Source organism: Pseudomonas sp. URIL14HWK12:I6, from assembly GCF_000514195.1.
Lineage (GTDB): Bacteria > Pseudomonadota > Gammaproteobacteria > Pseudomonadales > Pseudomonadaceae > Aquipseudomonas > Aquipseudomonas putida_A.
Genome location: NZ_AZVL01000012.1, coordinates 131,595 through 155,470, shown reverse-complemented (window position 1 = coordinate 155,470; position 23,876 = coordinate 131,595). Strand labels below are relative to the sequence as shown.

Annotated in this window: 26 protein-coding genes; 19 read left to right on the top strand and 7 right to left on the bottom strand. The window is 61.9% G+C overall.

Going from position 1 to position 23,876, the window contains the following annotated elements; translation table 11 throughout:
• Positions 1–58 precede the first annotated feature (58 nt).
• The 3 genes from mpl to H043_RS0117400 are packed head-to-tail and all read left to right on the top strand — an operon-like array spanning position 59 to position 2,329.
• Entirely contained in the window at positions 59–1,408 is a 1,350-nt protein-coding gene (gene mpl / locus H043_RS0117410) for a UDP-N-acetylmuramate:L-alanyl-gamma-D-glutamyl-meso-diaminopimelate ligase (RefSeq protein WP_027612907.1), read from the top strand.
• The gene (gene ubiX / locus H043_RS0117405; RefSeq protein WP_007968137.1) at positions 1,405–2,052 is read left to right on the top strand and encodes a flavin prenyltransferase UbiX; all 648 of its coding nucleotides are present in this window, start codon (positions 1,405–1,407) and stop codon (positions 2,050–2,052) included. The genes mpl and ubiX overlap by 4 nt, the downstream gene beginning before the upstream one ends.
• The gene (locus H043_RS0117400) at positions 2,045–2,329 is read left to right on the top strand and encodes a YceK/YidQ family lipoprotein (protein ID WP_027612906.1); all 285 of its coding nucleotides are present in this window, start codon (positions 2,045–2,047) and stop codon (positions 2,327–2,329) included. The genes ubiX and H043_RS0117400 overlap by 8 nt, the downstream gene beginning before the upstream one ends.
• Before the next feature lie 107 nt (positions 2,330–2,436).
• Here H043_RS0117400 and H043_RS0117395 read toward each other — a convergent pair whose 3' ends face one another.
• The 3 genes from H043_RS0117395 to H043_RS0117385 all read right to left on the bottom strand — a co-directional run bounded on the left by H043_RS0117395 (position 2,437) and on the right by H043_RS0117385 (position 5,399).
• On the bottom strand, positions 2,437–3,078 hold the full coding sequence (locus tag H043_RS0117395; RefSeq protein WP_007968134.1) for an oxidoreductase: 642 nt from the start codon (positions 3,076–3,078) through the stop codon (positions 2,437–2,439).
• Positions 3,079–3,105: 27 nt separating this feature from the next.
• A complete protein-coding gene (locus H043_RS0117390) occupies positions 3,106–4,833 on the bottom strand; it encodes a C13 family peptidase (protein ID WP_027612905.1) in 1,728 nt (575 codons plus the stop codon).
• Between the two features lie 110 nt (positions 4,834–4,943).
• Entirely contained in the window at positions 4,944–5,399 is a 456-nt protein-coding gene (locus H043_RS0117385; RefSeq protein ID WP_003228575.1) for a MaoC family dehydratase, read from the bottom strand.
• A 180-nt stretch (positions 5,400–5,579) separates the two neighbouring features.
• On the opposite strand from H043_RS0117385, the gene H043_RS0117380 reads away from it, so the two are divergent.
• The 3 genes from H043_RS0117380 to H043_RS0117370 are packed head-to-tail and all read left to right on the top strand — an operon-like array spanning position 5,580 to position 7,259.
• Positions 5,580–5,942, top strand: coding sequence for a CidA/LrgA family protein (locus H043_RS0117380; RefSeq protein ID WP_027612904.1), 363 nt, complete (start codon positions 5,580–5,582; stop codon positions 5,940–5,942).
• Positions 5,942–6,658, top strand: coding sequence for an LrgB family protein (locus H043_RS0117375; protein WP_027612903.1), 717 nt, complete (start codon positions 5,942–5,944; stop codon positions 6,656–6,658). Before H043_RS0117380 ends, H043_RS0117375 begins: the two co-directional genes overlap by 1 nt.
• 10 nt (positions 6,659–6,668) lie before the next feature.
• Entirely contained in the window at positions 6,669–7,259 is a 591-nt protein-coding gene (locus H043_RS0117370) for an LON peptidase substrate-binding domain-containing protein (RefSeq protein WP_007960613.1), read from the top strand.
• A gap of 3 nt (positions 7,260–7,262) precedes the next feature.
• Here the strand turns inward: H043_RS0117370 and H043_RS0117365 are convergent, their stop codons facing one another.
• Together H043_RS0117365 and H043_RS0117360 are read right to left on the bottom strand one after the other, a co-directional pair.
• Positions 7,263–8,579, bottom strand: coding sequence for a bifunctional DedA family/phosphatase PAP2 family protein (locus H043_RS0117365; protein ID WP_027612902.1), 1,317 nt, complete (start codon positions 8,577–8,579; stop codon positions 7,263–7,265).
• A gap of 110 nt (positions 8,580–8,689) precedes the next feature.
• The gene (locus H043_RS0117360) at positions 8,690–9,388 is read right to left on the bottom strand and encodes a DNA-3-methyladenine glycosylase (protein ID WP_027612901.1); all 699 of its coding nucleotides are present in this window, start codon (positions 9,386–9,388) and stop codon (positions 8,690–8,692) included.
• 177 nt (positions 9,389–9,565) lie between these two features.
• Here H043_RS0117360 and H043_RS0117355 point away from each other — a divergent pair, with 177 nt between their 5' ends.
• The 13 genes from H043_RS0117355 (at position 9,566) to H043_RS0117295 (ending at position 22,108) form a co-directional block, all read left to right on the top strand.
• Positions 9,566–10,837, top strand: coding sequence for a glutamate-5-semialdehyde dehydrogenase (locus H043_RS0117355; RefSeq protein WP_027612900.1), 1,272 nt, complete (start codon positions 9,566–9,568; stop codon positions 10,835–10,837).
• Positions 10,806–11,528 (top strand): nicotinate-nucleotide adenylyltransferase, encoded by a 723-nt coding sequence (nadD, locus tag H043_RS0117350; RefSeq protein WP_049827899.1) that lies wholly within the window; start codon positions 10,806–10,808, stop codon positions 11,526–11,528. The genes H043_RS0117355 and nadD overlap by 32 nt, the downstream gene beginning before the upstream one ends.
• 72 nt (positions 11,529–11,600) lie before the next feature.
• A complete protein-coding gene (gene rsfS, locus H043_RS0117345) occupies positions 11,601–12,095 on the top strand; it encodes a ribosome silencing factor (protein ID WP_007960601.1) in 495 nt (164 codons plus the stop codon).
• Between the two features lie 9 nt (positions 12,096–12,104).
• Complete coding sequence (rlmH, locus tag H043_RS0117340) at positions 12,105–12,572, top strand: 23S rRNA (pseudouridine(1915)-N(3))-methyltransferase RlmH (RefSeq protein WP_027612898.1); 468 nt, start codon at positions 12,105–12,107, stop codon at positions 12,570–12,572.
• A gap of 10 nt (positions 12,573–12,582) precedes the next feature.
• Positions 12,583–14,478 (top strand): penicillin-binding protein 2, encoded by a 1,896-nt coding sequence (gene mrdA / locus H043_RS0117335; protein WP_027612897.1) that lies wholly within the window; start codon positions 12,583–12,585, stop codon positions 14,476–14,478.
• Between the two features lie 31 nt (positions 14,479–14,509).
• Positions 14,510–15,613, top strand: coding sequence for a rod shape-determining protein RodA (gene rodA, locus H043_RS0117330; RefSeq protein ID WP_047296919.1), 1,104 nt, complete (start codon positions 14,510–14,512; stop codon positions 15,611–15,613).
• A gap of 17 nt (positions 15,614–15,630) precedes the next feature.
• Entirely contained in the window at positions 15,631–16,641 is a 1,011-nt protein-coding gene (mltB, locus tag H043_RS0117325) for a lytic murein transglycosylase B (protein WP_007960589.1), read from the top strand.
• Complete coding sequence (locus tag H043_RS0117320) at positions 16,641–17,651, top strand: septal ring lytic transglycosylase RlpA family protein (RefSeq protein WP_007960588.1); 1,011 nt, start codon at positions 16,641–16,643, stop codon at positions 17,649–17,651. Before mltB ends, H043_RS0117320 begins: the two co-directional genes overlap by 1 nt.
• 187 nt (positions 17,652–17,838) lie before the next feature.
• Entirely contained in the window at positions 17,839–18,996 is a 1,158-nt protein-coding gene (locus tag H043_RS0117315) for a D-alanyl-D-alanine carboxypeptidase family protein (protein ID WP_003228546.1), read from the top strand.
• 85 nt (positions 18,997–19,081) lie between these two features.
• On the top strand, positions 19,082–19,357 hold the full coding sequence (locus H043_RS0117310) for a DUF493 domain-containing protein (RefSeq protein ID WP_027612895.1): 276 nt from the start codon (positions 19,082–19,084) through the stop codon (positions 19,355–19,357).
• Entirely contained in the window at positions 19,357–20,004 is a 648-nt protein-coding gene (gene lipB, locus H043_RS0117305) for a lipoyl(octanoyl) transferase LipB (protein ID WP_027612894.1), read from the top strand. Before H043_RS0117310 ends, lipB begins: the two co-directional genes overlap by 1 nt.
• A gap of 25 nt (positions 20,005–20,029) precedes the next feature.
• On the top strand, positions 20,030–21,028 hold the full coding sequence (gene lipA, locus H043_RS0117300) for a lipoyl synthase (RefSeq protein WP_160768663.1): 999 nt from the start codon (positions 20,030–20,032) through the stop codon (positions 21,026–21,028).
• 129 nt (positions 21,029–21,157) lie between these two features.
• Positions 21,158–22,108, top strand: a complete 951-nt coding sequence (locus H043_RS0117295) for an LD-carboxypeptidase (protein WP_027612893.1) — start codon at positions 21,158–21,160, stop codon at positions 22,106–22,108.
• Between the two features lie 125 nt (positions 22,109–22,233).
• Here the strand turns inward: H043_RS0117295 and H043_RS0117290 are convergent, their stop codons facing one another.
• Complete coding sequence (locus H043_RS0117290) at positions 22,234–23,556, bottom strand: lytic murein transglycosylase (RefSeq protein WP_027612892.1); 1,323 nt, start codon at positions 23,554–23,556, stop codon at positions 22,234–22,236.
• 61 nt (positions 23,557–23,617) lie between these two features.
• Positions 23,618–23,782, bottom strand: a complete 165-nt coding sequence (arfA, locus tag H043_RS0117285; RefSeq protein ID WP_027612891.1) for an alternative ribosome rescue factor ArfA — start codon at positions 23,780–23,782, stop codon at positions 23,618–23,620.
• Positions 23,783–23,876 lie beyond the last annotated feature (94 nt).

The window sequence follows — 23,876 nt, the reverse complement described above, 5'->3', positions numbered from 1 at the left end:
CAAGGTGCGATTTCCCCCTCCCTGCGCTAACCTGCGGCCATGTTTTACGAGGTCGACTATGCACATTCATATTCTGGGTATCTGCGGGACTTTCATGGGCTCGATGGCGGTTCTGGCCAAAGAGCTGGGCCATCACGTGACCGGCTCCGACGCCAACGTCTATCCGCCGATGAGCACGCAGCTTGAGGCCCAGGGCATTCAGTTGACCCAGGGCTACGACCCGGCCCAGCTCGATCCGGCACCGGATCTGGTGGTGATCGGCAACGCCATGTCCCGCGGCAACCCAGCGGTGGAATATGTGCTGAACAAAGGCCTGCCGTACGTATCCGGCCCGCAATGGCTGGCCGATCACGTGCTGCAAGGGCGCTGGGTGCTGGCGGTTGCCGGCACGCACGGCAAGACCACCACCAGCAGCATGCTCGCCTGGGTGCTGGAACATGCCGGGATGAGCCCGGGGTTCCTGATCGGCGGGGTGCCGCAGAATTTCTCGGTGTCCGCACGTCTGGGCGGCACGCCGTTCTTCGTGATCGAGGCCGACGAGTACGACAGCGCGTTTTTCGATAAGCGTTCGAAGTTCGTCCACTACCGTCCGCGTACCGCGATCCTCAACAACCTTGAGTTCGATCACGCCGACATCTTCCCCGATCTGCCGGCGATCGAGCGGCAGTTCCACCACTTGGTGCGGACTATTCCGAGCGAAGGTCTGGTGATCCACCCGACCACCGAACCGGCCTTGCAGCGCGTGATCGAAATGGGCTGCTGGACCCCGGTGCAGACCACCGGCGTCGGCGGTCAGTGGCAGGTCAAGTTGCTCAAAGACGATGGCTCGGCGTTCGAAGTAATGTTCGAAGGCGTGTCCCAGGGCACGGTCGAATGGGAGTTGACCGGTCAGCACAACGTCGCCAACGCCTTGGCTGCGCTGGCAGCGGCGCGGCATGTCGGTGTGGTGCCAGCGATGGGCATCGCCGGGTTGAGCGCATTCAAGAACGTCAAACGCCGGATGGAGAAAGTCGCCGAAGTACGCGGCATCACCATCTACGACGACTTCGCCCACCACCCGACCGCCATTGCCACCACCCTCGATGGCTTGCGCAAGCGCATCGGCGACGCACCGCTGATCGCGATCATCGAGCCGCGCTCCAACTCGATGAAGCTCGGCGCACACCGTGACGGTCTGCCGGACAGCGTAGTCGATGCCGATCAGGTGATCTGGTACGCCCCGGCCAACCTCGGTTGGGATCTGGGCGCCACTGCCGCACTGTGCAGCGTGCCGTCGATTGTCAGCGATTCGCTAGAAGGCATCATCGAACGCGTGAAGAGCCAGGCCCAGCCCGGCACTCACGTGGTGATCATGAGCAACGGTGGCTTTGGCGGTCTGCACGGCAAACTCGCCGAGGCACTGCAATGAACACTTTTGCCCAGAGCGGCGGCCCGGAACGCATCACGCTGGCGATGACCGGCGCGTCCGGCGCGCAGTATGGATTGCGCCTGCTCGACTGCCTGGTACGGGAAGATCGCGAAGTGCACTTCCTGATCTCCAAGGCTGCGCAACTGGTGATGGCCACCGAGACCGATGTCACGCTGCCGCCCAAGCCGCAGATGATGCAGGCGTTCCTCACCGAGTACACCGGGGCGGCCGCCGGGCAGATCCGCGTGTACGGCAAGGAAGACTGGATGTCGCCGGTAGCCTCGGGCTCCGGCGCACCAGCGGCGATGGTCGTGGTGCCGTGTTCCACCGGTACCTTGTCGGCGATTGCGACGGGCGCGTGCAACAACCTGATCGAGCGCGCGGCGGACGTCACCTTGAAGGAGCGGCGCCAGTTGATTCTGGTGCCACGCGAGGCACCGTATTCGAGCATTCATCTGGAACACATGCTCAAGTTGTCGAACATGGGCGTGACCATCCTGCCGGCTTCGCCGGGTTTCTATCACCAGCCGCAGACCATCGATGACCTGATCGATTTCGTCGTGGCGCGGATTCTCAATCTGCTGGGCATTCCACAGGACATGCTGCCGCGTTGGGGCGAGCATCATCTGAGCAGCGATGAATAAGCTGTTGATGATTGCGCTGGCGCTGCAACTGGCCGGCTGCGCCACCGCGCGCACGCTGGATGCGGCCAAGCTGGGGGCGCCGGTGGTGTATTCCGGGACACGCCTGGATTTGTACGCGATGAATGGCGGGTGCTGTGCGATGGACCGCTTCGGGGCTGAGGCGCCGAGTTATCCGGGAGTGGACCTGCCGGCGAGTGCGTTGCTTGATACGCTGCTGTTGCCGTTGTCTTTGCTGACCGTGATTGGCGTGGGGTTTCAGGCGACTGGTGGGTTGTAGGGGAGTGCTGCGCACTCCATTCGCGAGCAGGCTCGCTCCCACAGGAGAGCGCGGTGCAATTGTGGGAGCGAGCCTGCTCGCGAAAGCTTTCTTCCAGACGCTATAGATTATTTGCCGAGCTTTCGCAGCTCATCCGACTCGACGATCCGCACCCCATCCTGTTCTTCCAACGCCAGGCGCCACATCGCCCGGGCCAGTTGGCAGGCTTCGATGCCGCGATATTTGCCGGGAATCAGTTTGGAGAACGGCGCCGCCAGTTGTTCGCCCAAGCGCGGCTCGGTGCGATCTCCCAGCAATAGCGATGGTCGGCAGATGGTCAGTTGCGGCCAGTCCTGCGCGCGCAACGCCTGCTCCATCTCGCCTTTGACCCGGTTGTAGAAAATCGACGATTTCGGATCGGCGCCCAGCGCGCTGATCACGATCAGGTGCCGCGCGCCCATCTCCCGCGCACGTTTGGCGAAGGCCACCACCATGTCCAGATCCACCGCGCGGAACGCGGCTTCGGAACCCGCCTGTTTGATGGTGGTGCCGAGGCAGCAATAGGCGATATCGACGCGACCACTGAGTTGCGGCAGAAACGCCTGTGGGTCGCCCACCGGGTTTTCCAGGTGCGGATGCTCCGCCAATGGACGACGGGACGGGGCGAGCACGCGGGTGATCGTCGGCTCGTTGAGCAAACGGTCGAGCAGATGTTCACCGGTCAGTCCGGTGGCTCCGGCAAGCAATACGTGCTGAGGCGTCAAGTACATAGTGTTTCTCCCTTGATACTGTTCAGCTTAGTTGCTGTTTGTTGCTCCGTCGTTCAATGCAGCACTCTGCAACGCTTTTCTTGCCTGCTGTTTACGCAGCAGTTGCCAGTGCGCCAGCACGGTTTTCGGTGCCCAGATCTGTGGCTCCGAGGCTTCGAAGTTGTCCGCCAGTTCGCGCTCGGCGACGGTGGCCTTGGCCAGTTTGAAGGCTTGCTCCAGATCGTCGGTCTGGTTCAGGGCCTGAGCGAACAGAGCGTCGCCGAAGTAGGTGAAGTTGGCTTCTTCCGAGCAACCGAACGACACGCGATCGGCACGCGAGGCGGTCATGATCAGTGTGCGCTCATCTTTCAGCGCGGGGATGAAACCACCGGAATAACACGATGAAATCACGATCACCTTGTCGCGATTTTTCAGTGGCGCGAGCACGGCGGCGAGTTCGTCGGCGGGCAGATCGGCGAGCTCCATGCGCGGCTGATCGAGCACCAGCTCGTGTTCGGCGGTGCCGTGGCTGGTCAGGTAGATGAACACCAGGTCTTCCGGGCCGCTGCGTTCAGCGAGGGTCTGCGCGGCGCGGCGCAGGTTTTCGCGGGTGGCCATCGGCCGGTCGGCGAGATGCTCGCGGTGGTTGGCCAGACGAATCTGGCCAAAAGCGCCGAAACGCGTAGTGAGCATGTTGGCGACGTAATCGGACTCGCGCAGGAACACGCTTTGCTTGCCGTCGCCACCGAGGGTCAGGGTGTACAGCTCGACTGCCGGAGTTGAGGCAGGCACGGCGGCCAGTGCGTCATCGAGCAGACGCCCTTGGGCCAGCAAGCCGAGTTCGAGGGTGTCGGGCAACAGCTTGCCGTCGGCGTCACGTACGCGCTGGCCGTTGATCCACGTGCCGCTGAGCACGGTGCCGTCAGTCAGCACCAGAGTGCCGCGTCCGGCGTAGCTGTCGCCGTCGAACCCGCCGATGTAGAAGCTGCCGTCAGACAGGCTCAAACGGCCCTGGCCGCTGAAGCGCCAGTCGTTGAAGTAGCCGATGTAGTGGCTGCCGTCGGCACCGATCAGTTCGCCCTTGCCGGTCAGCGCACCTTCCTTGAACTGGCCGAGCCACACGTCGCCGTCGGCGTTCTCGTAGCGGCCCTTGCCGTGCAGTTGGCTGTTCTTGAAGCCGCCGACATAGATGTCGCCATCGGCACTGTTGAACGTGCCATTGCCTTCGAGCTGGCCGTTGACGAAGTGGCCGCTGAAGGTATTGCCGCTAGAGTCGCCGCGCTGGCCTTCGCCGTTGGGTTTGCCGTGGGCGAACTGGCCCTGATAGGAACTGCCGTCGTCCATTTCCAGACGACCCAGCCCGGAATACTGGTCAGCCTTGAACTCGCCACGGTAGGTCATGGCGTTTTCCTTGAGGGTGCCTTCGCCGTCGCGTCGGCCCTGCTTGAAACCGCCGGTGTAACTGCTGGCGTTGGTGGTCAGGCTGCCCTGGCCATCGAACAGGCCCTGCTGGAACTGGCCGCGATAGACCTCGCCGTTGCTGCCGTGCCACTCGCCCTGGCCATGCCATTGGCCCTTGTCGAACTGCCCGGCGTACCAACTGCCGTTGGGGTAGTCGACCCGGCCCTGGCCTTGCAGCAAGCCATTGACCAGTTCACCGCGATAGCGTCCGCCGTCCGGCAGCCGTGCATCCGGGGGCAACAGCGATTCGCCGTCGCCGCACGCGGTGAGCATCAGGGTCAGGGCAAGGGGTGCAAGAGAAGCGAGTGGGCGCATAGCGGGATCCGGGCAATTAGGCGACCGAGTATGCCGCAGCTATGTGACCTTATACAGCCGGGAAAACAGCGCTGATGCGAAACAGCGTGCGCTGTTTCGCATCCCGTGACTCAAACGAAGCAGAGCGACAGCGGTTCGGCGATATAGGCCGGTTTGTCCGAGCCTTCTATCTCAAGCGTTGCGGTGGCCTTGAGCAGCCATTGACCGGGTTTTTTCTCGGTCACTTCGGCCAGATCGACTTTCAGGCGCACTTTTGAATTGACCTTCACCGGCTGGATGAAACGCACGCTGTCCAGGCCGTAATTGACCACCATCTTCAGGCCTTGCGGCAGCACGAGGATGTCTTCCATCAGTTTCGGGATCAGCGACAACGACAGGAAACCGTGGGCAATGGTGCTGCCAAAAGGCGTTTGCGCGGCTTTGACCGGATCGACATGGATGAACTGATAATCCCCGGTGGCTTCGGCGAACAGGTTGATGCGCTCCTGATCGATGGTGAGCCATTCGGAACGTCCGAGTTCCTTGCCGACATAATCTTTGAGCTCTGCAACGGGAACATAGGGCATTGAGACTCTCCTTGGGTTCATCGGTTTTATAGTTTTTCAGGTGGGGGATTTGACCGCCCTGCGAACCACTGTAGATCAACATGGCGATTTGCTCCGGTCAACCGACCATGCTTTTGGCGAATGCCGATCCATAGCGCTGCCGTGCTTATAATGCCGAGGACTTGCCGGGGGAGATGTCTGATGTTGTTACGTGGCCTGACCATGCTGGTGCTGTTCCAATTGCTCGGCACGGCACTCAACCATTTGCTGTTGCCGGTGCTGCCGGGGCCGATCATCGGTCTGCTGCTGTCGCTGGTGTTCCTGATCATTCGCGGTGAAGTCGGCGAGCCGCTGAACCTCGCGGCCGGCAGCCTGCTGCGCTATCTGCCGTTGCTGCTGGTGCCGCCGGCGGTGGGCGTGATGGTTTATGCGAGCGACATTGCCGCCGATTTCTGGGCGATTGTCGGCGCGCTGGTGCTGTCGTTGATCCTGTCGATGGCCTTCGCCGGGGTGCTGATGCAACGGCTGGTCAAGCGCCATGCGCCGCACTCGGAGGAGTCGTGATGCTCTTCGATTGGCAAGGTGCCTGGGCGTCGGTGATCCATCATCCGCTGTTCGGCATCGGCATCACCCTCGGTGCCTATCAACTGGTACTGGCGGCGTTCGAGAAAACCCGCTGGATCTTTCTGCAACCGGTGCTGGTCTCGATGCTGGTGGTGATCGGCGTGCTGGTCGGCTGCGGCCTGACCTACGCCGAGTACCGCAAGAGCACCGAAATCCTCAGCATTCTGCTGGGCCCGGCGACGGTGGCGCTGGCGGTGCCGTTGTATCTCAACCTAAAGCGCATCCGCCAATTGTTCTGGCCGATTTTTACTACGCTGGTGATAGGCGGCGTGGTCGCCACGGGCATGGGCGTGTTGCTCGGCTGGTGGTTCGGTGCCGAGCACATGATTCTGATGACCATGGCGCCGAAGTCGGTGACCTCGCCAATTGCCATGCTGGTGGCCGAGCAGATCGGTGGCGTGGCGGCGCTGGCGGCGGTGTTCGTGCTGATCACCGGGGTGATCGGCGCGATCTTCGGCCCGGCGCTGCTGACCCGGCTCGGCGTGCACAGCCCCGAGGCGCGCGGCATGGCGCTGGGCATGACCGCGCACGCGGTCGGCACTTCGGTGGCGTTGCAGGAAAGCGATGAGTGCGGCGCCTTCGCGGCGCTGGCGATGAGTCTGATGGGCGTGGCCACGGCGGTGTTCCTGCCGTTGGCGGTGTCGATGGTGGTGTAAGGAAATGTCTATGAGTCTGCCGCTTTTTCCGCTCAACACAGTGCTGTTCCCCGGCTGCAACCTCGACTTGCAGATCTTCGAGGCGCGCTACCTGGACATGATCGGCCGCTGCATGAAACAGGGTGGCGGTTTCGGCGTGGTGTGCATTCTTGACGGCCACGAAGTCGGCGTTGCGCCAGAGGGCTTTGCCCTGGTCGGCTGCGAGGCGCGGATCACCGATTTCCAGCAACAGGACAACGGTCTGCTGGGGATCCGGGTGCAGGGCGGGCGGCGTTTTCAGGTGTTGCGCACAGAGGTGCAGCGCGATCAGTTGATCCTCGCCGACGTCGAGTGGCTGGACGATGAGCCGGAGCAACCGTTGCAGGACGAAGACGCCGATCTGGTGGCGCTGCTCAAGGCCTTGGCCGAGCACCCAATGGTCGAGGCGTTGAACATGGGCACCGAAGCGTTGGGGCAGCAGTCGCTGGCCAATCAGCTGGCGTATCTGCTGCCGTTCGCCGAAGAAGACAAGATCGACCTGCTGCAACTCGACGATCCGCAGCAGCGACTGGATGCGATCCAGGCGCTGCTCGATGAGCTGCAGGGCGAGCTGTTCGCCTAAGTATCAGTAGGCGTAACGCAACATCGTGTCCGGCAGATGCCGCAGAACGAACAGGCTGAACAGCACCAGCAGTGCCGGCAGAATCAGCCACCAGACCTTGAACGGCATAGCATTGAGCGGCGCCTTGCGCTGACTCAGCCACAAGCCCGCCGCACATACGCATGCCGCCAGCATTGCGCCGGCCAGAATATCCGTCGGCCAGTGCGCCCCCAGATAAACCCGTGACAAAGCAATCGACAGCGCCGGAATACAGCCGAGCAGCAGCCAGGTCAGGCGCATGCGCGGCGGTTGGCCGCGACCGGCGAGAACCGCCAGCACCAGAAACAGCGCAAACGAACCGGAGGCATGGCCGCTGGGCATGCTGTAGCTGGTCAGCGGATCGGTCAGCACTTCCGGGCGGACCCGGGCGAAAAACTGTTTGGTGACGGTATTGAGCAGCGCGGTGCACAGCAGTGTACCGCCGGCAAAAATCGCCTGACGCCATTGCCGGCACAGCAGCAACAGACCGGTGAGCAGGGCGCTGAACATCAACATATTGCGGAATTCACCGATCAGGGTGAAGGTCACTGCGATTTCATCGAGCATCGGCTGGCGATGTTCCTGCACCAGGGTCATCACGCCCTGGTCGAGGGCGTGCAGGTACGGATAGCCAATAAACAGGCCGATCAGAATCATCAGGCTCATGCTGCTGATCCAGATCGTCGCCCGGCGATGCTGGCGCAAGCTGCTGTTGACGCTCATGCCGACCATCACCGCAATACTGGCGGCAACGATGCCGGCCTGCAGCCAGAAACCTTCCGGCAGCGGCAAGCGGATCGCCGCGCCGGTGGCCCAACCCGGCAGCAGGTAGGCGACGCTCCAGCCAGCGGCGGCCAGCAGGCTGACGGCGGCGAAACGCGGGAAGGGCATGTCGCACATCCCGGCAACCATCGGCAACATCGGCCGCAACGGGCCGATGAAGCGCCCGACCAGCAGGCTGGCGATGCCGTAACGCTGGAAGTAGGTTTCGGCCCCGGCCATCCATTCCGGATGGTGGCGCAGTCCCGGCAGGCGGCGGATGTTCTGATGGAAATGGCGGCCGAGGAAGTACGAGATCACATCGCCGAGTATCCCGCCGAGAAAGCCCAGCAGCAGGGTTTCACTCAACGACAGTGCGCCGCTGCCGGCGAGTACGGCCACGGCAAACAGCAACACCGTGCCGGGCACGATCAGCCCGGCAATTGCCAGGCACTCCACGCAAGCGACGATAAATACCGCAGCGGCCAGCCACTGCGGATTGGCGGCGAGCCACCCGGTCACGCTATCGAGCCATGGGCCCATACACACAACTCCATCAAATCTTCAATAAGTCCCGAAGGCTGCACAAAATTTCAGCAATCACTCAGTACCCCTGTGGGAGCGGGCGCATTGGGTTCAAAACCTGTGTCACTTCAGGACAGCAAAAAATAATCGCGACCTTCGACCTGGCCCCGGCGCAGCGGGTTCCGCGTGCACCACTGGGCATACGCGGCGTCGACGAAACGGTACATCAGGTGTTCGTCGCGGCCATGGGGGATGCCCAGGCGGGTGGTCTGGATAATCTGGGTCGGCGCCGGCCCGGTGTCTTCCACCAGCATCAGCTCGTGATCGAAACGCTTGGCGTCCCACATCGGCACCTTCAACCCCAGCGCCTTGCACAGCAGCGTCTGCCCGGCGCAAAGCTTTTGCGAAGGGCGCGGCCGGCCTTGGGCATCGGGGTTGTTCAGCAGCATCTGCGCCAGACTCGCCGGCCCACTGATTTCATCGACCCACGGGTAGGCGGACTTGATCAGCACCGCATTGCCGGGCCCCTGAGCGCTGAAGTTCAGCGAATCGCCACCGCGGGCGTAATACATATAGATGTGCCCGCCATCCAGAAACAAAGCCTTACGTTTTTCCGTGTAGCCGAGCGATGCATGACTGCCTTTTTCCGCGCAGTAATAGGCTTCGGTTTCGATGATCCGGGCGCTGAGCCACAGATCGCCGACCCGGTGGCGGATGACTTTGCCGAGCAGATCGCGGGCCAGCACTTGCGCGTCACGGTCGAAAAAAGCGTCCGGGAGGCCCAGTGGCAGGCGCTCGGCGATGGCGCGATCGGTCAGGTTGGACATGGCAAACGGTGTTTATCCAGGCGAAGGAGGTCGTGATGATAACAATCCGCGGCTTAATTACGGCTGAACGTCGGCAAATTGCAGTCCATTTCGACCATCCGCCTGTCACCGCTGTTAGTCCCGGGACGCGACAGCTATAATCTGCCGCTTTCCTCTTTGCCAAGACCCCAGCAGACCATGACTGAGTCCGTTCTTGACTACATGACCCGATTGGGTCGCGCCGCCCGCGAAGCTTCCCGGGTCATCGGCCGTGCCAGCACCGCGCAGAAAAACCGCGCCTTGCAGGCTGCTGCCAATGCGCTGGACGCTGCTCGCGCCGAGCTGGCCGCAGCCAATGAACAGGATCTGGCGGCTGGTCGCGCCAACGGTCTGGAGCCGGCCTTGCTGGAGCGTCTGGAACTGACCCCGGCGCGCATCGACGGCATGATCGTCGGCCTGCGTCAGGTGGCGGCACTGCCCGATCCGGTCGGTGCGATCCGTGACATGAGCTTCCGCCCGTCCGGGATTCAGGTCGGCAAGATGCGCGTACCGCTGGGTGTGATCGGGATCATCTACGAATCCCGGCCCAACGTGACCATCGATGCCGCCAGCCTGTGCCTGAAGTCCGGTAACGCGACCATCCTGCGCGGTGGCTCCGAGGCGATTCATTCCAACCGGGCGATTGCCGCGTGCATTCAGCGCGGTCTGGCCGAGGCCGAATTGCCGGCAGCCGTGGTGCAAGTGGTCGAAACCACCGACCGTGCCGCCGTCGGCGCGATGATCAGCATGCCCGAGTATGTCGACGTGATCGTGCCGCGCGGTGGCCGTGGCCTGATCGAACGTATCAGCCGTGATGCCCGGGTGCCGGTGATCAAGCACCTGGACGGTATCTGCCACGTATTTGTCAGCGAGCACGCCGATCTGGCCAAAGCCCAGCGCATCGCCTTCAATGCCAAGACTTACCGTTATGGCATCTGTGGCGCGATGGAGACCTTGCTGGTTGATCAAAGTGTTGCGAAGGATTTCCTGCCGTCGATGGCTGCCCAGTTCCGCGAGAAAGGCGTCGAGCTGCGTGGCTGCGAACGCACCCGGGCGATCATCGACGTGGTAGCGGCCAGCGAAGACGACTGGAGCACCGAGTATCTGGCGCCGATCCTGTCGATCCGTGTGGTCGACGGACTGGATCAGGCCATCGAACACATCAACCATTACGGCTCGCATCACACCGACTCGATCGTCAGCGAAAACCTCGCCGACACCCGGCGTTTCGTCGCGGAAGTCGACTCGGCGTCGGTGATGATCAACACCCCGACCTGCTTCGCCGATGGATTCGAATACGGATTGGGTGCCGAGATCGGCATTTCTACTGATAAGCTGCACGCCCGCGGCCCGGTGGGCCTCGAAGGACTGACCTGCGAGAAGTACATCGTGGTCGGTGATGGCCAGTTGCGCGGCCAGGCGACGGTCTGACTTGACCGACCTCGACTTGACAGCGCCGCTGCCTGACGGCGAACTCCGACCCCGGCGCATCGGCGTACTGGGCGGCACGTTCGACCCGGTGCACATCGGCCATTTGCGTGGTGCGCTGGAAGTCGCCGAAGCGCTGCTGCTCGACGAGCTGCGCATGATGCCCAGCGCCCGGCCGCCGCACCGCGATACGCCGCAGGTGTCGGCGCAGGATCGGTTGGCAATGGTTGAGTGCGCGGTGGCCGGAGTGCCGCCGCTGGTGGTGGACGCCCGCGAATTGCAGCGGGACAAGCCGTCTTACACCATTGATACCCTGGAGTTGATGCGTGCCGAAATGGCCGCCGAGACCCAGGTTTTTCTGCTTTTGGGCTGGGACGCATTTTGCGGCCTGCCCACTTGGCATCGCTGGGAAGAGTTGCTCCAGCATTGCCACATCCTGGTGCTACAGCGCCCGGACGCCGACAGCGAACCGCCGGATGCCTTGCGCAACCTGCTGGCAGCGCGTTCGGTGAGCGACCCGCTGGCCCTGAAAGGGCCGAGCGGACAGATTGCATTCGTCTGGCAGACACCGCTCGCGGTTTCCGCCACCCAGATCCGTCAACTGCTGGCCAGCGGTAAGTCGGTACGTTTCCTGGTGCCCGACGCGGTCCTGGCCTACATCGATGCGCACGGTCTGTACCGTGCGTCGAACTGAACAAGGCGTGCTTCACTGATACGAATCCACGTATCGCCAAGCCGCCGAATATACGAGCAAAACGAGTTTTATATGACTGACAAAGACGTAAGCAAAGTTAAGCGCAAAGGCACGTTCAAGAGCGCACCGCTGCCGGAAGTCGCCAACACCAACGAGCCGCTCAAGGGCGACGAGCTGGTCAAGGTTGCCGTGGCAGCTCTGGAAGACGTCAAGGCACAAGACATCCAGATCATCGATGTGCGCGACAAGCAGAGCATCACCGACTACATGATCATCGCCACCGGTACGTCCAATCGCCAGATCAACGCGATGCTGGACAAGGTCCGTGAAGAAGTCAAAAAGCAGGGCGCCAAGCCGCTGGGCGAAGAAGGCAAGGGCGACAGCGACTGGGTGCTGCTCGACCTGGACCTGGTGATCGTGCACATGATGACTGCCTCGGCGCGTCAGTTCTACGACCTGGAACGCCTGTGGGCCGGTGCCGAGCAAAGCCGTGCGGCAGACGCCAAGCACCACAGCCCGGAAAACACCCACGAGCATTTCACCAAGCTCAACAAAGACCAGCTGTAAGGGATTGCTGTGCGACTGCGACTGATCGCCGTCGGTTCACGCATGCCCAAGTGGGTGGAAGAAGGCTGGCATGAATATGCCAGGCGTCTTCCGTCCGAGCTGGCGCTGGAACTGGTGGAAATTCCGCTCAATACCCGTGGCAAGAACGCCGACGTGGCCCGTTTCATCCGCCAGGAAGGCGAAGCCATGCTGGCCAAGGTCGGGCCGAACGAGCGGATCGTCACGCTGGAAGTCCACGGCAAGCCCTGGAGCACCGAGCAACTGGCGGTCGAACTCGACCGTTGGCGGCTGGATTCGCGCACGGTCAATTTCATGGTCGGTGGCCCCGAAGGGCTGGCGCCGGAAGTCTGTGCCCGCGCCGATCAGCGCTGGTCGTTGTCGCCGCTGACCTTGCCACACCCGCTGGTGCGGATCCTGATCGGCGAACAGCTGTACCGTGCCTGGACCGTGCTGTCCGGTCACCCTTACCACAAGTAGTCCTGCCCTCATGTCTCAGCCGATCCGCATCAAGGACCACGAAAAGGACGCCCGCCTGGTGCGCAGCCGCGTCGTGTTCGGGGCCATTGCGGTCATGCTGTTGATCTGCGTGCTGATTGCGCGGCTGTACTACTTGCAGGTGATCCAGTACGAGTACCACTCGACACTCTCGGAAAACAACCGCGTCCACGTGCAGCCGATTCCACCGACCCGCGGCTTGATCTTCGACCGCAACGGCGTGGTGGTGGCGGACAACCGTCCGAGCTTCAGCCTGAGCATGACCCGCGAGCGTTCCGGCGACTGGCAGCAAGTGCTCGACGTGATCGTCGAAGTGCTGCAACTGACGCCCGAGGACCGGGTGATCTTCGAGAAACGCATGCGTCAGGGGCGTCGGCCATTCGAGCCGGTGCCGATCCTGTTTGAGTTGACCGAAGAGCAGATCGCCCGGATCGCGGTTAACCAGTTCCGCCTGCCTGGGGTGGAAGTGGTCGCGCAACTGGTGCGCCACTACCCGCAGGGCGCGCATTTTGCGCACTCGGTGGGTTACATGGGGCGCATCAACGAGAAAGAGCTGAAGACCCTCGACCCGGTCAACTACAGCGGCACCCACCACATCGGCAAGACCGGCATCGAGCGTTTCTACGAGCCGGAGCTGCACGGGCAGGTGGGGTACGAGGAAGTCGAAACCAACGCTCGGGGCCGCGTATTGCGCGTGCTCAAGCGTACCGATCCGATTCCCGGCAAGGACATCGTCCTGAGCCTGGACATCAAACTGCAGGAAGCGGCCGAAGCTGCGCTGGGCGGGCGACGTGGCGCGGTGGTGGCGCTCGATCCGAAGACTGGCGAAGTGCTGGCGATGGTCAGCCAGCCGAGTTTCGACCCGAACCTGTTCGTCACCGGCATCAGCTTCAAGGCCTATGCCGAACTGCGCGATTCCATCGACCGGCCGCTGTTCAACCGCGTGCTGCGCGGCCTGTACCCGCCGGGTTCGACGATCAAGCCGGCGGTGGCGATTGCCGGTCTCGATTCTGGCGTAGTGACAGCGTCGAGCCGGGTGTTCGACCCCGGTTACTACATGCTGCCCAACTACGATCACAAGTACCGCAACTGGAACCGCACCGGTGACGGCTTCGTCGATCTCGACACGGCGATCATGCGTTCCAACGACACCTACTTCTATGACCTGGCGCACAAGCTGGGCATCGATCGGTTGTCGGCCTACATGAACAAGTTCGGCATCGGCCAGAAGGTCTCGCTGGACATGTTCGAAGAATCCCCCGGCCTGATGCCGTCCCGCGAGTGGAAGCGTGCGACGCGCAAGCAGGCGTGGTTCCCGGGTGAAACCCTGATTCTGGGGATTGGCCAGGGTTATATGCAGTCCACACCGTTGCAACTGGCGCAGGCCACGGCGCTGGTCGCCAACAAAGGCATCTGGAACCGGCCGCACCTGGCCAAGACCATTGAGGGCGCCAAACCGGTAGACGAGAACCCGATGCCGGACATCGTCCTGCGCGATCCGTCGGACTGGACCAAGGTCAACCACGGCATGCAGCAGGTGATGCACGGCGCCCGGGGTACTGCGCGCAAGGCAGCAATCGGTGCGCAATACCGCATCGCCGGCAAGTCCGGTACCGCTCAGGTCGTCGCGATCAAACAAGGTGAAAAATACGACCGCTCCAAGGTTCAGGAACGCCACCGCGACCACGCCTTGTTCGTCGGTTTCGCCCCGGCCGACAACCCGAAAATAGTGGTTTCGGTGATGGTCGAGAACGGTGAGTCCGGCTCCGGGGTCGCCGCGCCAGTGGTGCGTCAGGTGATGGACGCCTGGCTTCTGGATCAGGATGGTCGATTGAAGGCCGAATACGCCGGTCCTATCAGTGCGGAGGCTACGGCCCGTGATGAATAATTTTGATCGCATGCTCTCCAGCGAGGATGTGATGCGTCGCCGGGCGACGCTGCTGCAACGTCTGCATATCGATGGCCCGCTGTTGATCCTGCTGCTGATCCTCGCCGCAGGCAGTCTGTTCGTGCTGTATTCGGCCAGTGGCAAGAGCTGGGATCTGCTGGGCAAACAAGCCACGTCGTTCGGCATCGGCCTGGTGTCGATGATTGTCATCGCCCAGTTCGAACCACGGTTCATGGCGCGTTGGGTGCCGCTCGGTTACGTGGTCGGCGTGGTGCTGCTGATGGTGGTGGACATCATGGGCCACAACGCCATGGGCGCAACTCGCTGGATCAACATCCCCGGGGTGATCCGCTTCCAGCCCTCGGAGTTCATGAAGATTCTGATGCCGGCGACGATTGCCTGGTATCTGTCCAAACGCACGCTGCCACCGCAACTCAAGCACGTCGGCATCAGCCTGATGCTGATCGGTGTGCCGTTCATTCTGATCGTGCGCCAGCCCGACCTCGGCACGTCGCTGCTGATTCTGGCCGGCGGCGCGTTCGTGCTGTTCATGGGCGGACTGCGCTGGCGCTGGATCCTCAGCGTGCTGGCCGCCGCCGTACCGGTGGCGATCGCCATGTGGTTCTTCATTATGCACGACTACCAGAAGCAGCGGATCCTCACGTTCCTCGACCCGGAAAGCGATCCGCTCGGCACCGGCTGGAACATCATCCAGTCGAAAGCCGCGATCGGTTCCGGGGGCGTGTTCGGCAAGGGCTGGCTGCTGGGCACCCAGTCGCACCTGGACTTTTTGCCGGAAAGCCACACCGACTTCATCATCGCCGTACTGGGCGAGGAGTTCGGTCTGGTGGGCATCTGCGCGCTGCTGCTGATCTATCTGTTGCTGATCGGTCGCGGCCTGGTGATTACCGCCCAGGCGCAGACGCTGTTCGGCAAATTGCTCGCCGGCGCGCTGACCATGACGTTTTTTGTTTATGTTTTCGTCAACATCGGTATGGTCAGTGGCCTGTTGCCGGTGGTGGGGGTGCCGTTGCCCTTCATTAGCTACGGAGGAACTTCGCTGGTGACACTGCTGTCAGCGTTTGGGGTTTTGATGTCGATTCATACGCATCGCAAGTGGATCGCACAGGTTTGAATAAGGTGAAGAGTTCAATGCAAGTCATGCGCAGCTGGGCGACTCGTTACGCGCCGTGGGTCGGCCTGGTCGGCATCCTTGGCAGCGCGCAGGAAGCGCTGGCCGGCGATTACGAAGGCTCACCGCAGGTGGCCGAATTCGTCGGTGAAATGACCCGCGACTACGGTTTTGCCGGCGAGCAACTGATGGCGGTGTTCCGCGAGGCGCAGCGCAAGCAGGCGATTCTCGACGCCATCTCCAAACCCGCCGAGCGGGTCAAGCAGTGGAAAGAATATCGCCCGATGTTCATCACCGACGCGCGCATCGCCCGTGGTGTGGACTTCTGGCGCCAGCACGAGGCCGTGCTGGCCCGTGCCGAGCAGGAGTACGGTGTACCGGCACAAGTCATCGTGTCGATCATCGGCGTCGAGACCTTTTTCGGACGTAATACCGGCAATTACCGGGTGATTGATGCATTGTCCACGCTCGGTTTCGACTATCCTCCCCGTGCCGAATTTTTCCGCAAGGAATTGCGTGAGTTCCTGCTGCTGGCCCGTGAAGAACAGGTCGATCCATTGACCCTCAAAGGCTCGTACGCCGGGGCGATGGGCTTGCCGCAATTCATGCCGAGCAGCTTTCGCGCCTATGCGGTGGATTTCGACGGTGACGGTCACATCAATATCTGGACCAATCCGGACGATGCGATCGGCAGCGTGGCCAGTTACTTCAAACGGCATGGCTGGGTCGCCGGGGAACCAGTGGTCAGTCGCGCCGATGTGCGCGGCGAGCAGGTCGATGAAGGCCTGACCACCGGCATCGAGCCGACGAAAACGGTCGGAGAGTTGCGGGCGCTGGGCTGGTCAAGTCATGATGCGCTGCGCGATGATATGCCGGTTACTGCATTTCGCCTCGAAGGCGACAACGGCCCTGAATACTGGATGGGCCTGAAGAATTTCTACGCGATCACGCGTTATAACCGCAGCGTGATGTACGCCATGGCCGTACATCAACTGTCTGAAGAGCTGGTAAAAGCACGGGGCGTCAAGTAATGCGGGCATTGCCTATCAATAAACCCCTGAAGCTGGTGGCATTCGCCGCGTTGGCGGTGCTGGTCGCCAGCTGTTCGACCAGCCGCGCGCCAACCCAGAAGACCTCGTCTACCGCCGTACGTGCGCAGCCGGGGCTGGACATTAACCGCGCGCACAAAGACGGCGCGCCGTGGTGGGATGTCGATGTTTCGCGGATCCCGGACGCCACGCCGACCCTGCACACCGGCCCGTACAAGGCCAACCCTTACACCGTGCTGGGCAAGACCTATTTCCCGTTGCAGGAATCCAAGACCTACGTCGCCTCGGGCACGGCGTCCTGGTACGGCACCAAGTTCCACGGGCAGAACACCGCCAACGGCGAAGTGTATGACCTGTACGGCATGAGTGCCGCTCACAAGACTCTGCCACTGCCAAGTTACGTTCGGGTGACCAACCTGGACAACAACAAGAGCGTGATCCTGCGGGTCAACGATCGCGGGCCGTTCTATTCGGACCGGATCATCGACTTGTCCTACGCGGCCGCGAAGAAGCTCGGTTATGCCGAAATCGGCACCGCGCGGGTCAAGGTCGAGGGCATCGATCCGCAGCAATGGTGGGCCGCCAAGGGCCGTCCGGCGCCGCTGATGCTCAACGAGCCGCAAGTCGCGCAAAATAGCGCCCCGGTGATCACGGCGTCGGCCGGTACCATCGAGCAGTGGACCCCGCCGCCGCAGCAACATGCTTCTGACACTGTCCCTGTACAGATCAGCGCAAAAAAAAACGCTTCTGCACCAGCGTCTGGCCAGTATCTGCAGGTGGGCGCGTTCGCCAACCCGGACGCTGCAGAACTCCTGAGGTCGAAGCTCAGCGGGATGGTGAGCGCTCCGGTGTTCATCAGCTCGATCGTGCGCAATCAGCAGACCCTGCACCGGGTACGCCTGGGGCCGATCGGTTCGCCGGGTGAGATCGCCCAGGTGCAGAACAGCGTGCGCCTGGCCAATCTCGGCTCGCCGAGCGTGGTCACCGAGTAAGAAACGTAGCACTTGATTGACGGTTCACTTGCGGTTTTGGGGGGTGAACCAGGTTGTTGGCTCGTCGAAGAACAAAAGCCCGGCAAGGGTGACTGGAGTGAGCAACTGAACACGCGATGGCCCGTTAGAAGGCTGTCTGAATAGTTTTGCCTTCGGGCAAGTTTCCATTAGCGATTTCGAGAGACGGATGAACATCACCACCTTTGCCAAACGCCTGTGTCTGCTAGTCCCGCTGCTCCTCTCGCCAGCCGCTTTCGCGGCCGAGATGATGCCGTCGCCACCTCAACTGGCTGCAAAAGCCTACGTGCTCATGGACGCCAGCAGCGGCAACGTGCTGGTGGAGAACAACGGTGACCAGCGTCTGCCGCCAGCCAGCCTGACCAAACTGATGACCGCGTACATCGCTACGCTGGAAATCCGTCGTGGCCAGATCGGTGAGAACGACCCGGTGACCGTCAGCGAAAACGCCTGGCGTACCGGCGGCTCGCGGATGTTCATCAAAGTCGGCTCGCAAGTGACCGTCAGCGACCTGCTGCACGGCATCATCATCCAGTCCGGCAACGACGCCAGCGTGGCGCTGTCCGAGCACATCGCCGGCAGCGAAGACGCGTTCGCCGACCTGATGAACAAGACGGTCGCCGATCTGGGCATGACCAACTCGCACTTCATGAACCCGACCGGTCTGCCGAACCCTGAGCACTACTCGTCGGCTCATGACATGGCGATCCTGGCCCGTGCGATCATCCACGAAGACCCGGCTCACTACGCGATCTACTCGCAGAAAGAGTTCTTCTGGAACGGCATCAAGCAGCCTAACCGCAACCTGCTGCTGTGGCGCGACAAGACCGTTGACGGTCTGAAAACCGGTCACACCGACGAAGCCGGCTACTGCATGGTGTCCTCGGCTGTACGTGATGGCCAGCGTCTGATCGCCGTGGTGTTCGGCACCAACAGCGAAGTGGCGCGTGCCGCTGAAACCCAGAAGCTGCTGACCTACGGTTTCCGTTTCTTCGAAACCCAGACCTTCTACCAGAAGGGCACCGAACTGGCTCAGGCCCCGGTGTGGAAAGGCACCACCAGTCAAGTCAAGGCCGGCCTGGCTGAAGACCTGACCATGACCCTGCCAAAAGGCCAGCTGAAAAAGCTCGCTGCCAGCATGACCATGAACCCGCAACTGACCGCGCCAATCGCCAAGGGCGACGTGATCGGTAAAGTCGAAGTGAAACTGGACGACAAGGTGGTGCACAGCGCCGACCTGATCGCTCTGGACGCTGTCGAGGAGGGTGGTATCTTCCGCCGCATGTGGGATAGCATCCGTCTATTCTTCTACGGCTTGTTCAACTGATTTGTGTTGACCTGCATGGCCCCGCCCCGATCCGGTGCGGGGCCATGTGCGTTACCACGGCTTGCGCTCTAGAGGCCGTTACGCCATGACCGATACCGAAGTAAAGGCGCCAAAGATCGAATTTCCGCAGACTGATTATCCGATTAAGGTGATCAGCGATACGGGCGTCGGCAACAAAGACAAAATCATCGACATCGTCAAGAAACACGCAACCATCAATGATGAGCGCATCGACGAGCGTCAAAGCAGCAACGGCAAGTACACCACCATCCAGCTGCACATCGTCGCGACAGACCAGGATCAGCTGTACAACATCAACAGCGAACTGCGGGCTTCCGGTTTCGTGCACATGGTGTTGTGATGCCGGGCACGCTGGGCTTTCGCGAACTTGGCCAGATGGCTTACGAGCCGGTCTGGCATGCCATGCAACGCTTCACCAACGAACGCGGCAGCGATGCCGCCGACGAAATCTGGCTGGTCGAGCACCCTCCGGTGTTCACCCAAGGCCAGGCCGGCAAGGCCGAACACCTGTTGTTGCCGGGCGATATCCCGGTGGTACAGGTCGATCGCGGCGGGCAGGTGACTTATCATGGCCCGGGCCAATTGGTGGCTTACCTGTTGCTGGATGTGCGCAAGCTGGGTTTCGGCGTACGTGATCTGGTCACGCGCATGGAACAGTGCCTGATCGAACTGCTGGCCAGCTACGGCGTCACCGCCGCCGCCAAGCCAGATGCTCCCGGCGTCTACGTCGACGGAGCGAAAATCGCTTCTCTGGGTTTGCGGATTCGCCACGGTTGCTCCTTTCATGGCCTGGCCCTGAACGTGGATATGAACCTGGAGCCGTTTCGACGGATTAATCCCTGCGGCTATGCCGGGCTGGCGATGACCCAGCTGAGCGATCACGCAGGATCGATTGAATTTGCCGAGGTAAGTGCCCGGCTGCGCGCGCAGCTCGTCAAACACCTCGACTATGCTGAGCAGACGACCCTGACGGGCGGAATCGACTGATATGACTACTGATGCAGTGCAAACCATGATCCCGACGCTCGACGTGACCGAGCGCCCGGCCCCGCGTCCCAAGGTTGAAGCCGGCGTCAAGCTGCGCGGCGCCGAGAAGGTTGCACGCATCCCGGTAAAGATAATTCCGACCACCGAACTGCCGAAGAAACCCGACTGGATTCGCGTGCGTATCCCGGTTTCGCCGGAAGTCGACCGGATCAAGAGCCTGCTGCGCAAGCACAAGCTGCACAGCGTCTGCGAAGAAGCCTCCTGCCCGAACCTGGGCGAGTGCTTCTCCGGCGGCACCGCGACCTTCATGATCATGGGCGACATCTGCACCCGTCGCTGCCCGTTCTGCGACGTTGGCCACGGCCGTCCGAAGCCGCTGGACGTCAACGAGCCGGAAAGCCTGGCGATCGCCATTGCCGACCTCAAGCTCAAGTACGTGGTGATCACCTCGGTTGACCGCGACGACCTGCGCGACGGCGGTGCCCAGCACTTTGCCGACTGCATCCGCGAGATCCGCAAGCTGTCGCCGAACGTGCAGCTGGAAACCCTGGTCCCGGACTACCGTGGCCGCATGGACATCGCCCTGGAAATCACCGCTGCCGAGCCGCCGGATGTGTTCAACCACAACCTGGAAACCGTGCCGCGCCTGTACAAGGCTGCGCGTCCGGGTTCGGACTACCAGTGGTCGCTGACCCTGCTGCAACGCTTCAAGCAGATGATGCCGCACATTCCGACCAAGTCCGGCCTGATGCTGGGTCTTGGCGAGACTGACGAAGAAGTCATCGAAGTCATGAAGCGCATGCGCGAACACGACATCGACATGCTGACCCTCGGCCAGTACCTGCAACCGTCGCGTAGCCACTTGCCGGTGCAGCGTTTCGTGCACCCGGACACCTTCGCCTGGTTCGCCGAAGAAGGTTACAAGATGGGCTTCAAGAACGTTGCTTCCGGCCCGCTGGTACGTTCGTCGTATCACGCTGACGAGCAGGCGAAACTGGTCAAGGCCGAGTTGCTCGGTTCCTGATCCGGCGCTGATAGGCTCGAAAAATACCCGCCTCGGCGGGTATTTTTGTTTGGGTCTGCCGCGCACTCTTTTGTTTGTCTCTGGACCTGACTACTGTGTCTGCAAGACTTCACACAGGGAGACCCATGGATGACCGTTCGACCGACCCACAGCCTTTTTCCGCATAAACCCGTACCGGCGCTGCCATCCGAAGGGCTGATCGGCTTGATCGCCCCTGCTGGCCCCGGTGCGCTGGACACGGAAAAGGCTGTGCAGTGGATGCGCGCCCGCGGCTATGCGCTGAAAGTGTTCCCCGGCGTCTACGAGAAGGACGGCTATCTGGCCGGCAGCGATGACGTACGCCTCAACGACCTGCATGCCGCGTTCGCCGACCCTGAAGTCGACGCGATCATTTGCCTGCGCGGCGGCTACGGTACGCCGCGCCTGCTGGACCGGATCGATTACGATCTGCTCAGCCGCCACGCCAAGCCGTTTGTCGGCTACAGCGACATCACCGCGCTGCATCTGGCGATCAGTCGCTACGCCGGGTTCGTGACCTTCCACGGCCCGCTGCTCAACGCCGATTTGCTGGGCGACAAGGAGCCGCCGACTGTCACTTCATTCTTCGCCATGCTGCGCGGTCAGTTGAAGGCGGGGAGTGTGTTGAGCCATCCGGTGGCTTATCCCTTGACCACCGTCGAACCGGGCATTGCGCACGGGCGTTTGCTCGGCGGCAATCTGGCGATGATCGCCGCAACGCTGGGCACACCGTATGAGATTGATGTCGAGGGCGTGATTCTGCTGATCGAGGACGTCAACGAGCCGCTGTACCGCATCGACCGTTTGCTCACGCAGATGCGTCTGGCCGGCAAGCTGGCCAGATTGCGCGGTGTGCTGGTGGGGGATGTCGCCGGGGTCGATGTCGAGGCGCTGAATCGCTTGCTCAAGCAGACGTTCGAGCCGTTACGGATTCCGGTGCTGTCGGGGTGGCGCAGCGGGCATTGTGATCCGAACCTGACGCTACCGATGGGGGCGCTGGTTCGACTGGATGCGGGGAAAAAGGAATTGATGTTGGAACAGGATGTAGTGATCAGACGCTAGGGTTTGGTTGCCATTGAGTCAGTCTTCGGGAGCAAGCCCCCTCCCACATTTGATTCGTGTCGTACACAGAACCAATGTGGGAGCGGGCTTGCTCGCGAAGGCGGCATCAGCCATGCGGCTATCTTCTATTGAGTACGCAGGCTCTCAAGCAACTTATGCGTCGGATACCCGTCCGCCGGCCAACCCAGCGCCTGCTGGGCACTGCGGATCGCCTTGCGTGTATTGGCGCCGATAATCCCGTCCGCCGTTCCCGCATCGTAGTTACGCGCGCTCAGCAGGTTCTGCAATTCGATACGCTCGGTGCGGCTCAGTGGCAGATCGTCTTTCGGCCAGGTGCCATTGATCAGGCCTGCGCCATTGAAGCGCTCGGACAACAGGCTGACTGCCAGTGCATAGGACGACGAGTTGTTGTACTTGAGGATCGCCCGGAAGTTATCGAGGATCAGGAACGCCGGGCCACGGTAGCCGGCCGGCAGCAGCAGGGCGGCAGACAGCTGTTCCGAGCCGGCCGGGGCCTGACCGCCATTAGGCAGGATCACGCCCAGTTGACGCCATTCGGCAACGGTCTTGCGCATCGCGCCATCGGCCAGGGTGTAGTTGAATCCGCTCGGCAGTTGCACTTCGAAGCCCCACGGCTGACCACGCTGCCAGCCTGAGCTTTGCAGGTAGTGCGCGGTGGAGGCCAGTGCATCGGCCGGGCTGCTCCAGATGTCGCGGCGACCGTCACCGTCGAAATCCACGGCGTGGGTGTTGTAGGTCGTCGGAATGAACTGGGTCTGGCCCATCGCGCCGGCCCACGAGCCAAGCATCTTTTCTGGCGTGATGTCGCCCTGTTGCAGGATCTGCAGCGCCGCGATCAGTTGTGCATGAGCAAATGCGGGGCGACGGCCTTCGTAGGCCAGGGTCGCCAGCGAGTTGATCACCGATTTGCTGCCCTGGAACTGACCGAAGTTGCTTTCCATGCCCCATACCGACACCAGTGCCTGGCGATCCACGCCATAACGCTGTTCGATGCTTTGCAGGATGTCGGCGTACTGACTGATCAGCGCCTGCCCCTTGCGCACTCGCAGCGGCGACAGGGCGCCATCGAGGTATTCCCATACTGGACGAGAGAACTCCGGCTGGCTGCGGTCGGCTTTGATCACACTGGCATCGAAGCTGACATTGGCAAACGCGCGGTCGAACAGATCGGCGCGGATCCCGGCTGCCAAGGCATCCTTGCGGAAACCCGCCTGCCATTCGGCAAAGGTCTGGGTTGGCTGAAGATCAAGCGGGTCAGCGGACGGCACTACCGGCGGGATGATTGCCGGGGCTGTTGCGACAGGGGCGGCTTGAAGGGGTTGCGCATCGGCGGCGGTAGGTTTTTCCGCGCAGGCGACAAGCAGAATGAAGCTGGAGGCAGCGATCAGTTGGCGAACGGGCCAACGACGGGAAAGACTGAAGGGCATGCACAGTTCCAGGGGATACGAATCAGGTGCAGACCTTAACATGACCAGGGGGTGCTGTGCTTCAGGCAGCCAGAAAGTAAGAAGCCTCCCAGCTATTAGACTGGAAGGCTTCGCGGCGGTAGCTGCCTTTACCCTTGGTTGGTCGTTCCTGGCGACTGCGGAACAGGGGTTGGGCGATGATGGATTTGGCCTTGTTCGGGCCATGTTTCGATGGCTTTTTGCTCATGAGGGTTCTCTCGGTAGGTGGGTGCTGCGGGGCGAATAATCTGCCGAAGCCGCGCGTCTGTCCAGCCTCTATTGCGTAGGAATATTCTGACGCC

Coding starts and splice junctions, on each gene's coding strand:
- H043_RS0117310 (WP_027612895.1), top strand. CDS start 19,082: ATGACCGATACCGAAGTAAAGGCGCCAAAGATCGAATTTCCGCAGACT.
- H043_RS0117375 (WP_027612903.1), top strand. CDS start 5,942: ATGCTCTTCGATTGGCAAGGTGCCTGGGCGTCGGTGATCCATCATCCG.
- H043_RS0117365 (WP_027612902.1), bottom strand. CDS start 8,579: ATGGGCCCATGGCTCGATAGCGTGACCGGGTGGCTCGCCGCCAATCCG.
- rodA (WP_047296919.1), top strand. CDS start 14,510: ATGCGTCGCCGGGCGACGCTGCTGCAACGTCTGCATATCGATGGCCCG.
- ubiX (WP_007968137.1), top strand. CDS start 1,405: ATGAACACTTTTGCCCAGAGCGGCGGCCCGGAACGCATCACGCTGGCG.
- arfA (WP_027612891.1), bottom strand. CDS start 23,782: ATGAGCAAAAAGCCATCGAAACATGGCCCGAACAAGGCCAAATCCATC.
- mrdA (WP_027612897.1), top strand. CDS start 12,583: ATGTCTCAGCCGATCCGCATCAAGGACCACGAAAAGGACGCCCGCCTG.
- rsfS (WP_007960601.1), top strand. CDS start 11,601: ATGACTGACAAAGACGTAAGCAAAGTTAAGCGCAAAGGCACGTTCAAG.
- lipB (WP_027612894.1), top strand. CDS start 19,357: ATGCCGGGCACGCTGGGCTTTCGCGAACTTGGCCAGATGGCTTACGAG.
- H043_RS0117295 (WP_027612893.1), top strand. CDS start 21,158: ATGACCGTTCGACCGACCCACAGCCTTTTTCCGCATAAACCCGTACCG.
- lipA (WP_160768663.1), top strand. CDS start 20,030: ATGATCCCGACGCTCGACGTGACCGAGCGCCCGGCCCCGCGTCCCAAG.
- H043_RS0117355 (WP_027612900.1), top strand. CDS start 9,566: ATGACTGAGTCCGTTCTTGACTACATGACCCGATTGGGTCGCGCCGCC.
- H043_RS0117320 (WP_007960588.1), top strand. CDS start 16,641: ATGCGGGCATTGCCTATCAATAAACCCCTGAAGCTGGTGGCATTCGCC.
- H043_RS0117290 (WP_027612892.1), bottom strand. CDS start 23,556: ATGCCCTTCAGTCTTTCCCGTCGTTGGCCCGTTCGCCAACTGATCGCT.
- H043_RS0117380 (WP_027612904.1), top strand. CDS start 5,580: ATGTTGTTACGTGGCCTGACCATGCTGGTGCTGTTCCAATTGCTCGGC.
- H043_RS0117400 (WP_027612906.1), top strand. CDS start 2,045: ATGAATAAGCTGTTGATGATTGCGCTGGCGCTGCAACTGGCCGGCTGC.
- mltB (WP_007960589.1), top strand. CDS start 15,631: ATGCAAGTCATGCGCAGCTGGGCGACTCGTTACGCGCCGTGGGTCGGC.
- nadD (WP_049827899.1), top strand. CDS start 10,806: ATGGCCAGTTGCGCGGCCAGGCGACGGTCTGACTTGACCGACCTCGAC.
- H043_RS0117385 (WP_003228575.1), bottom strand. CDS start 5,399: ATGCCCTATGTTCCCGTTGCAGAGCTCAAAGATTATGTCGGCAAGGAA.
- H043_RS0117390 (WP_027612905.1), bottom strand. CDS start 4,833: ATGCGCCCACTCGCTTCTCTTGCACCCCTTGCCCTGACCCTGATGCTC.
- mpl (WP_027612907.1), top strand. CDS start 59: ATGCACATTCATATTCTGGGTATCTGCGGGACTTTCATGGGCTCGATG.
- H043_RS0117370 (WP_007960613.1), top strand. CDS start 6,669: ATGAGTCTGCCGCTTTTTCCGCTCAACACAGTGCTGTTCCCCGGCTGC.
- H043_RS0117395 (WP_007968134.1), bottom strand. CDS start 3,078: ATGTACTTGACGCCTCAGCACGTATTGCTTGCCGGAGCCACCGGACTG.
- H043_RS0117315 (WP_003228546.1), top strand. CDS start 17,839: ATGAACATCACCACCTTTGCCAAACGCCTGTGTCTGCTAGTCCCGCTG.
- H043_RS0117360 (WP_027612901.1), bottom strand. CDS start 9,388: ATGTCCAACCTGACCGATCGCGCCATCGCCGAGCGCCTGCCACTGGGC.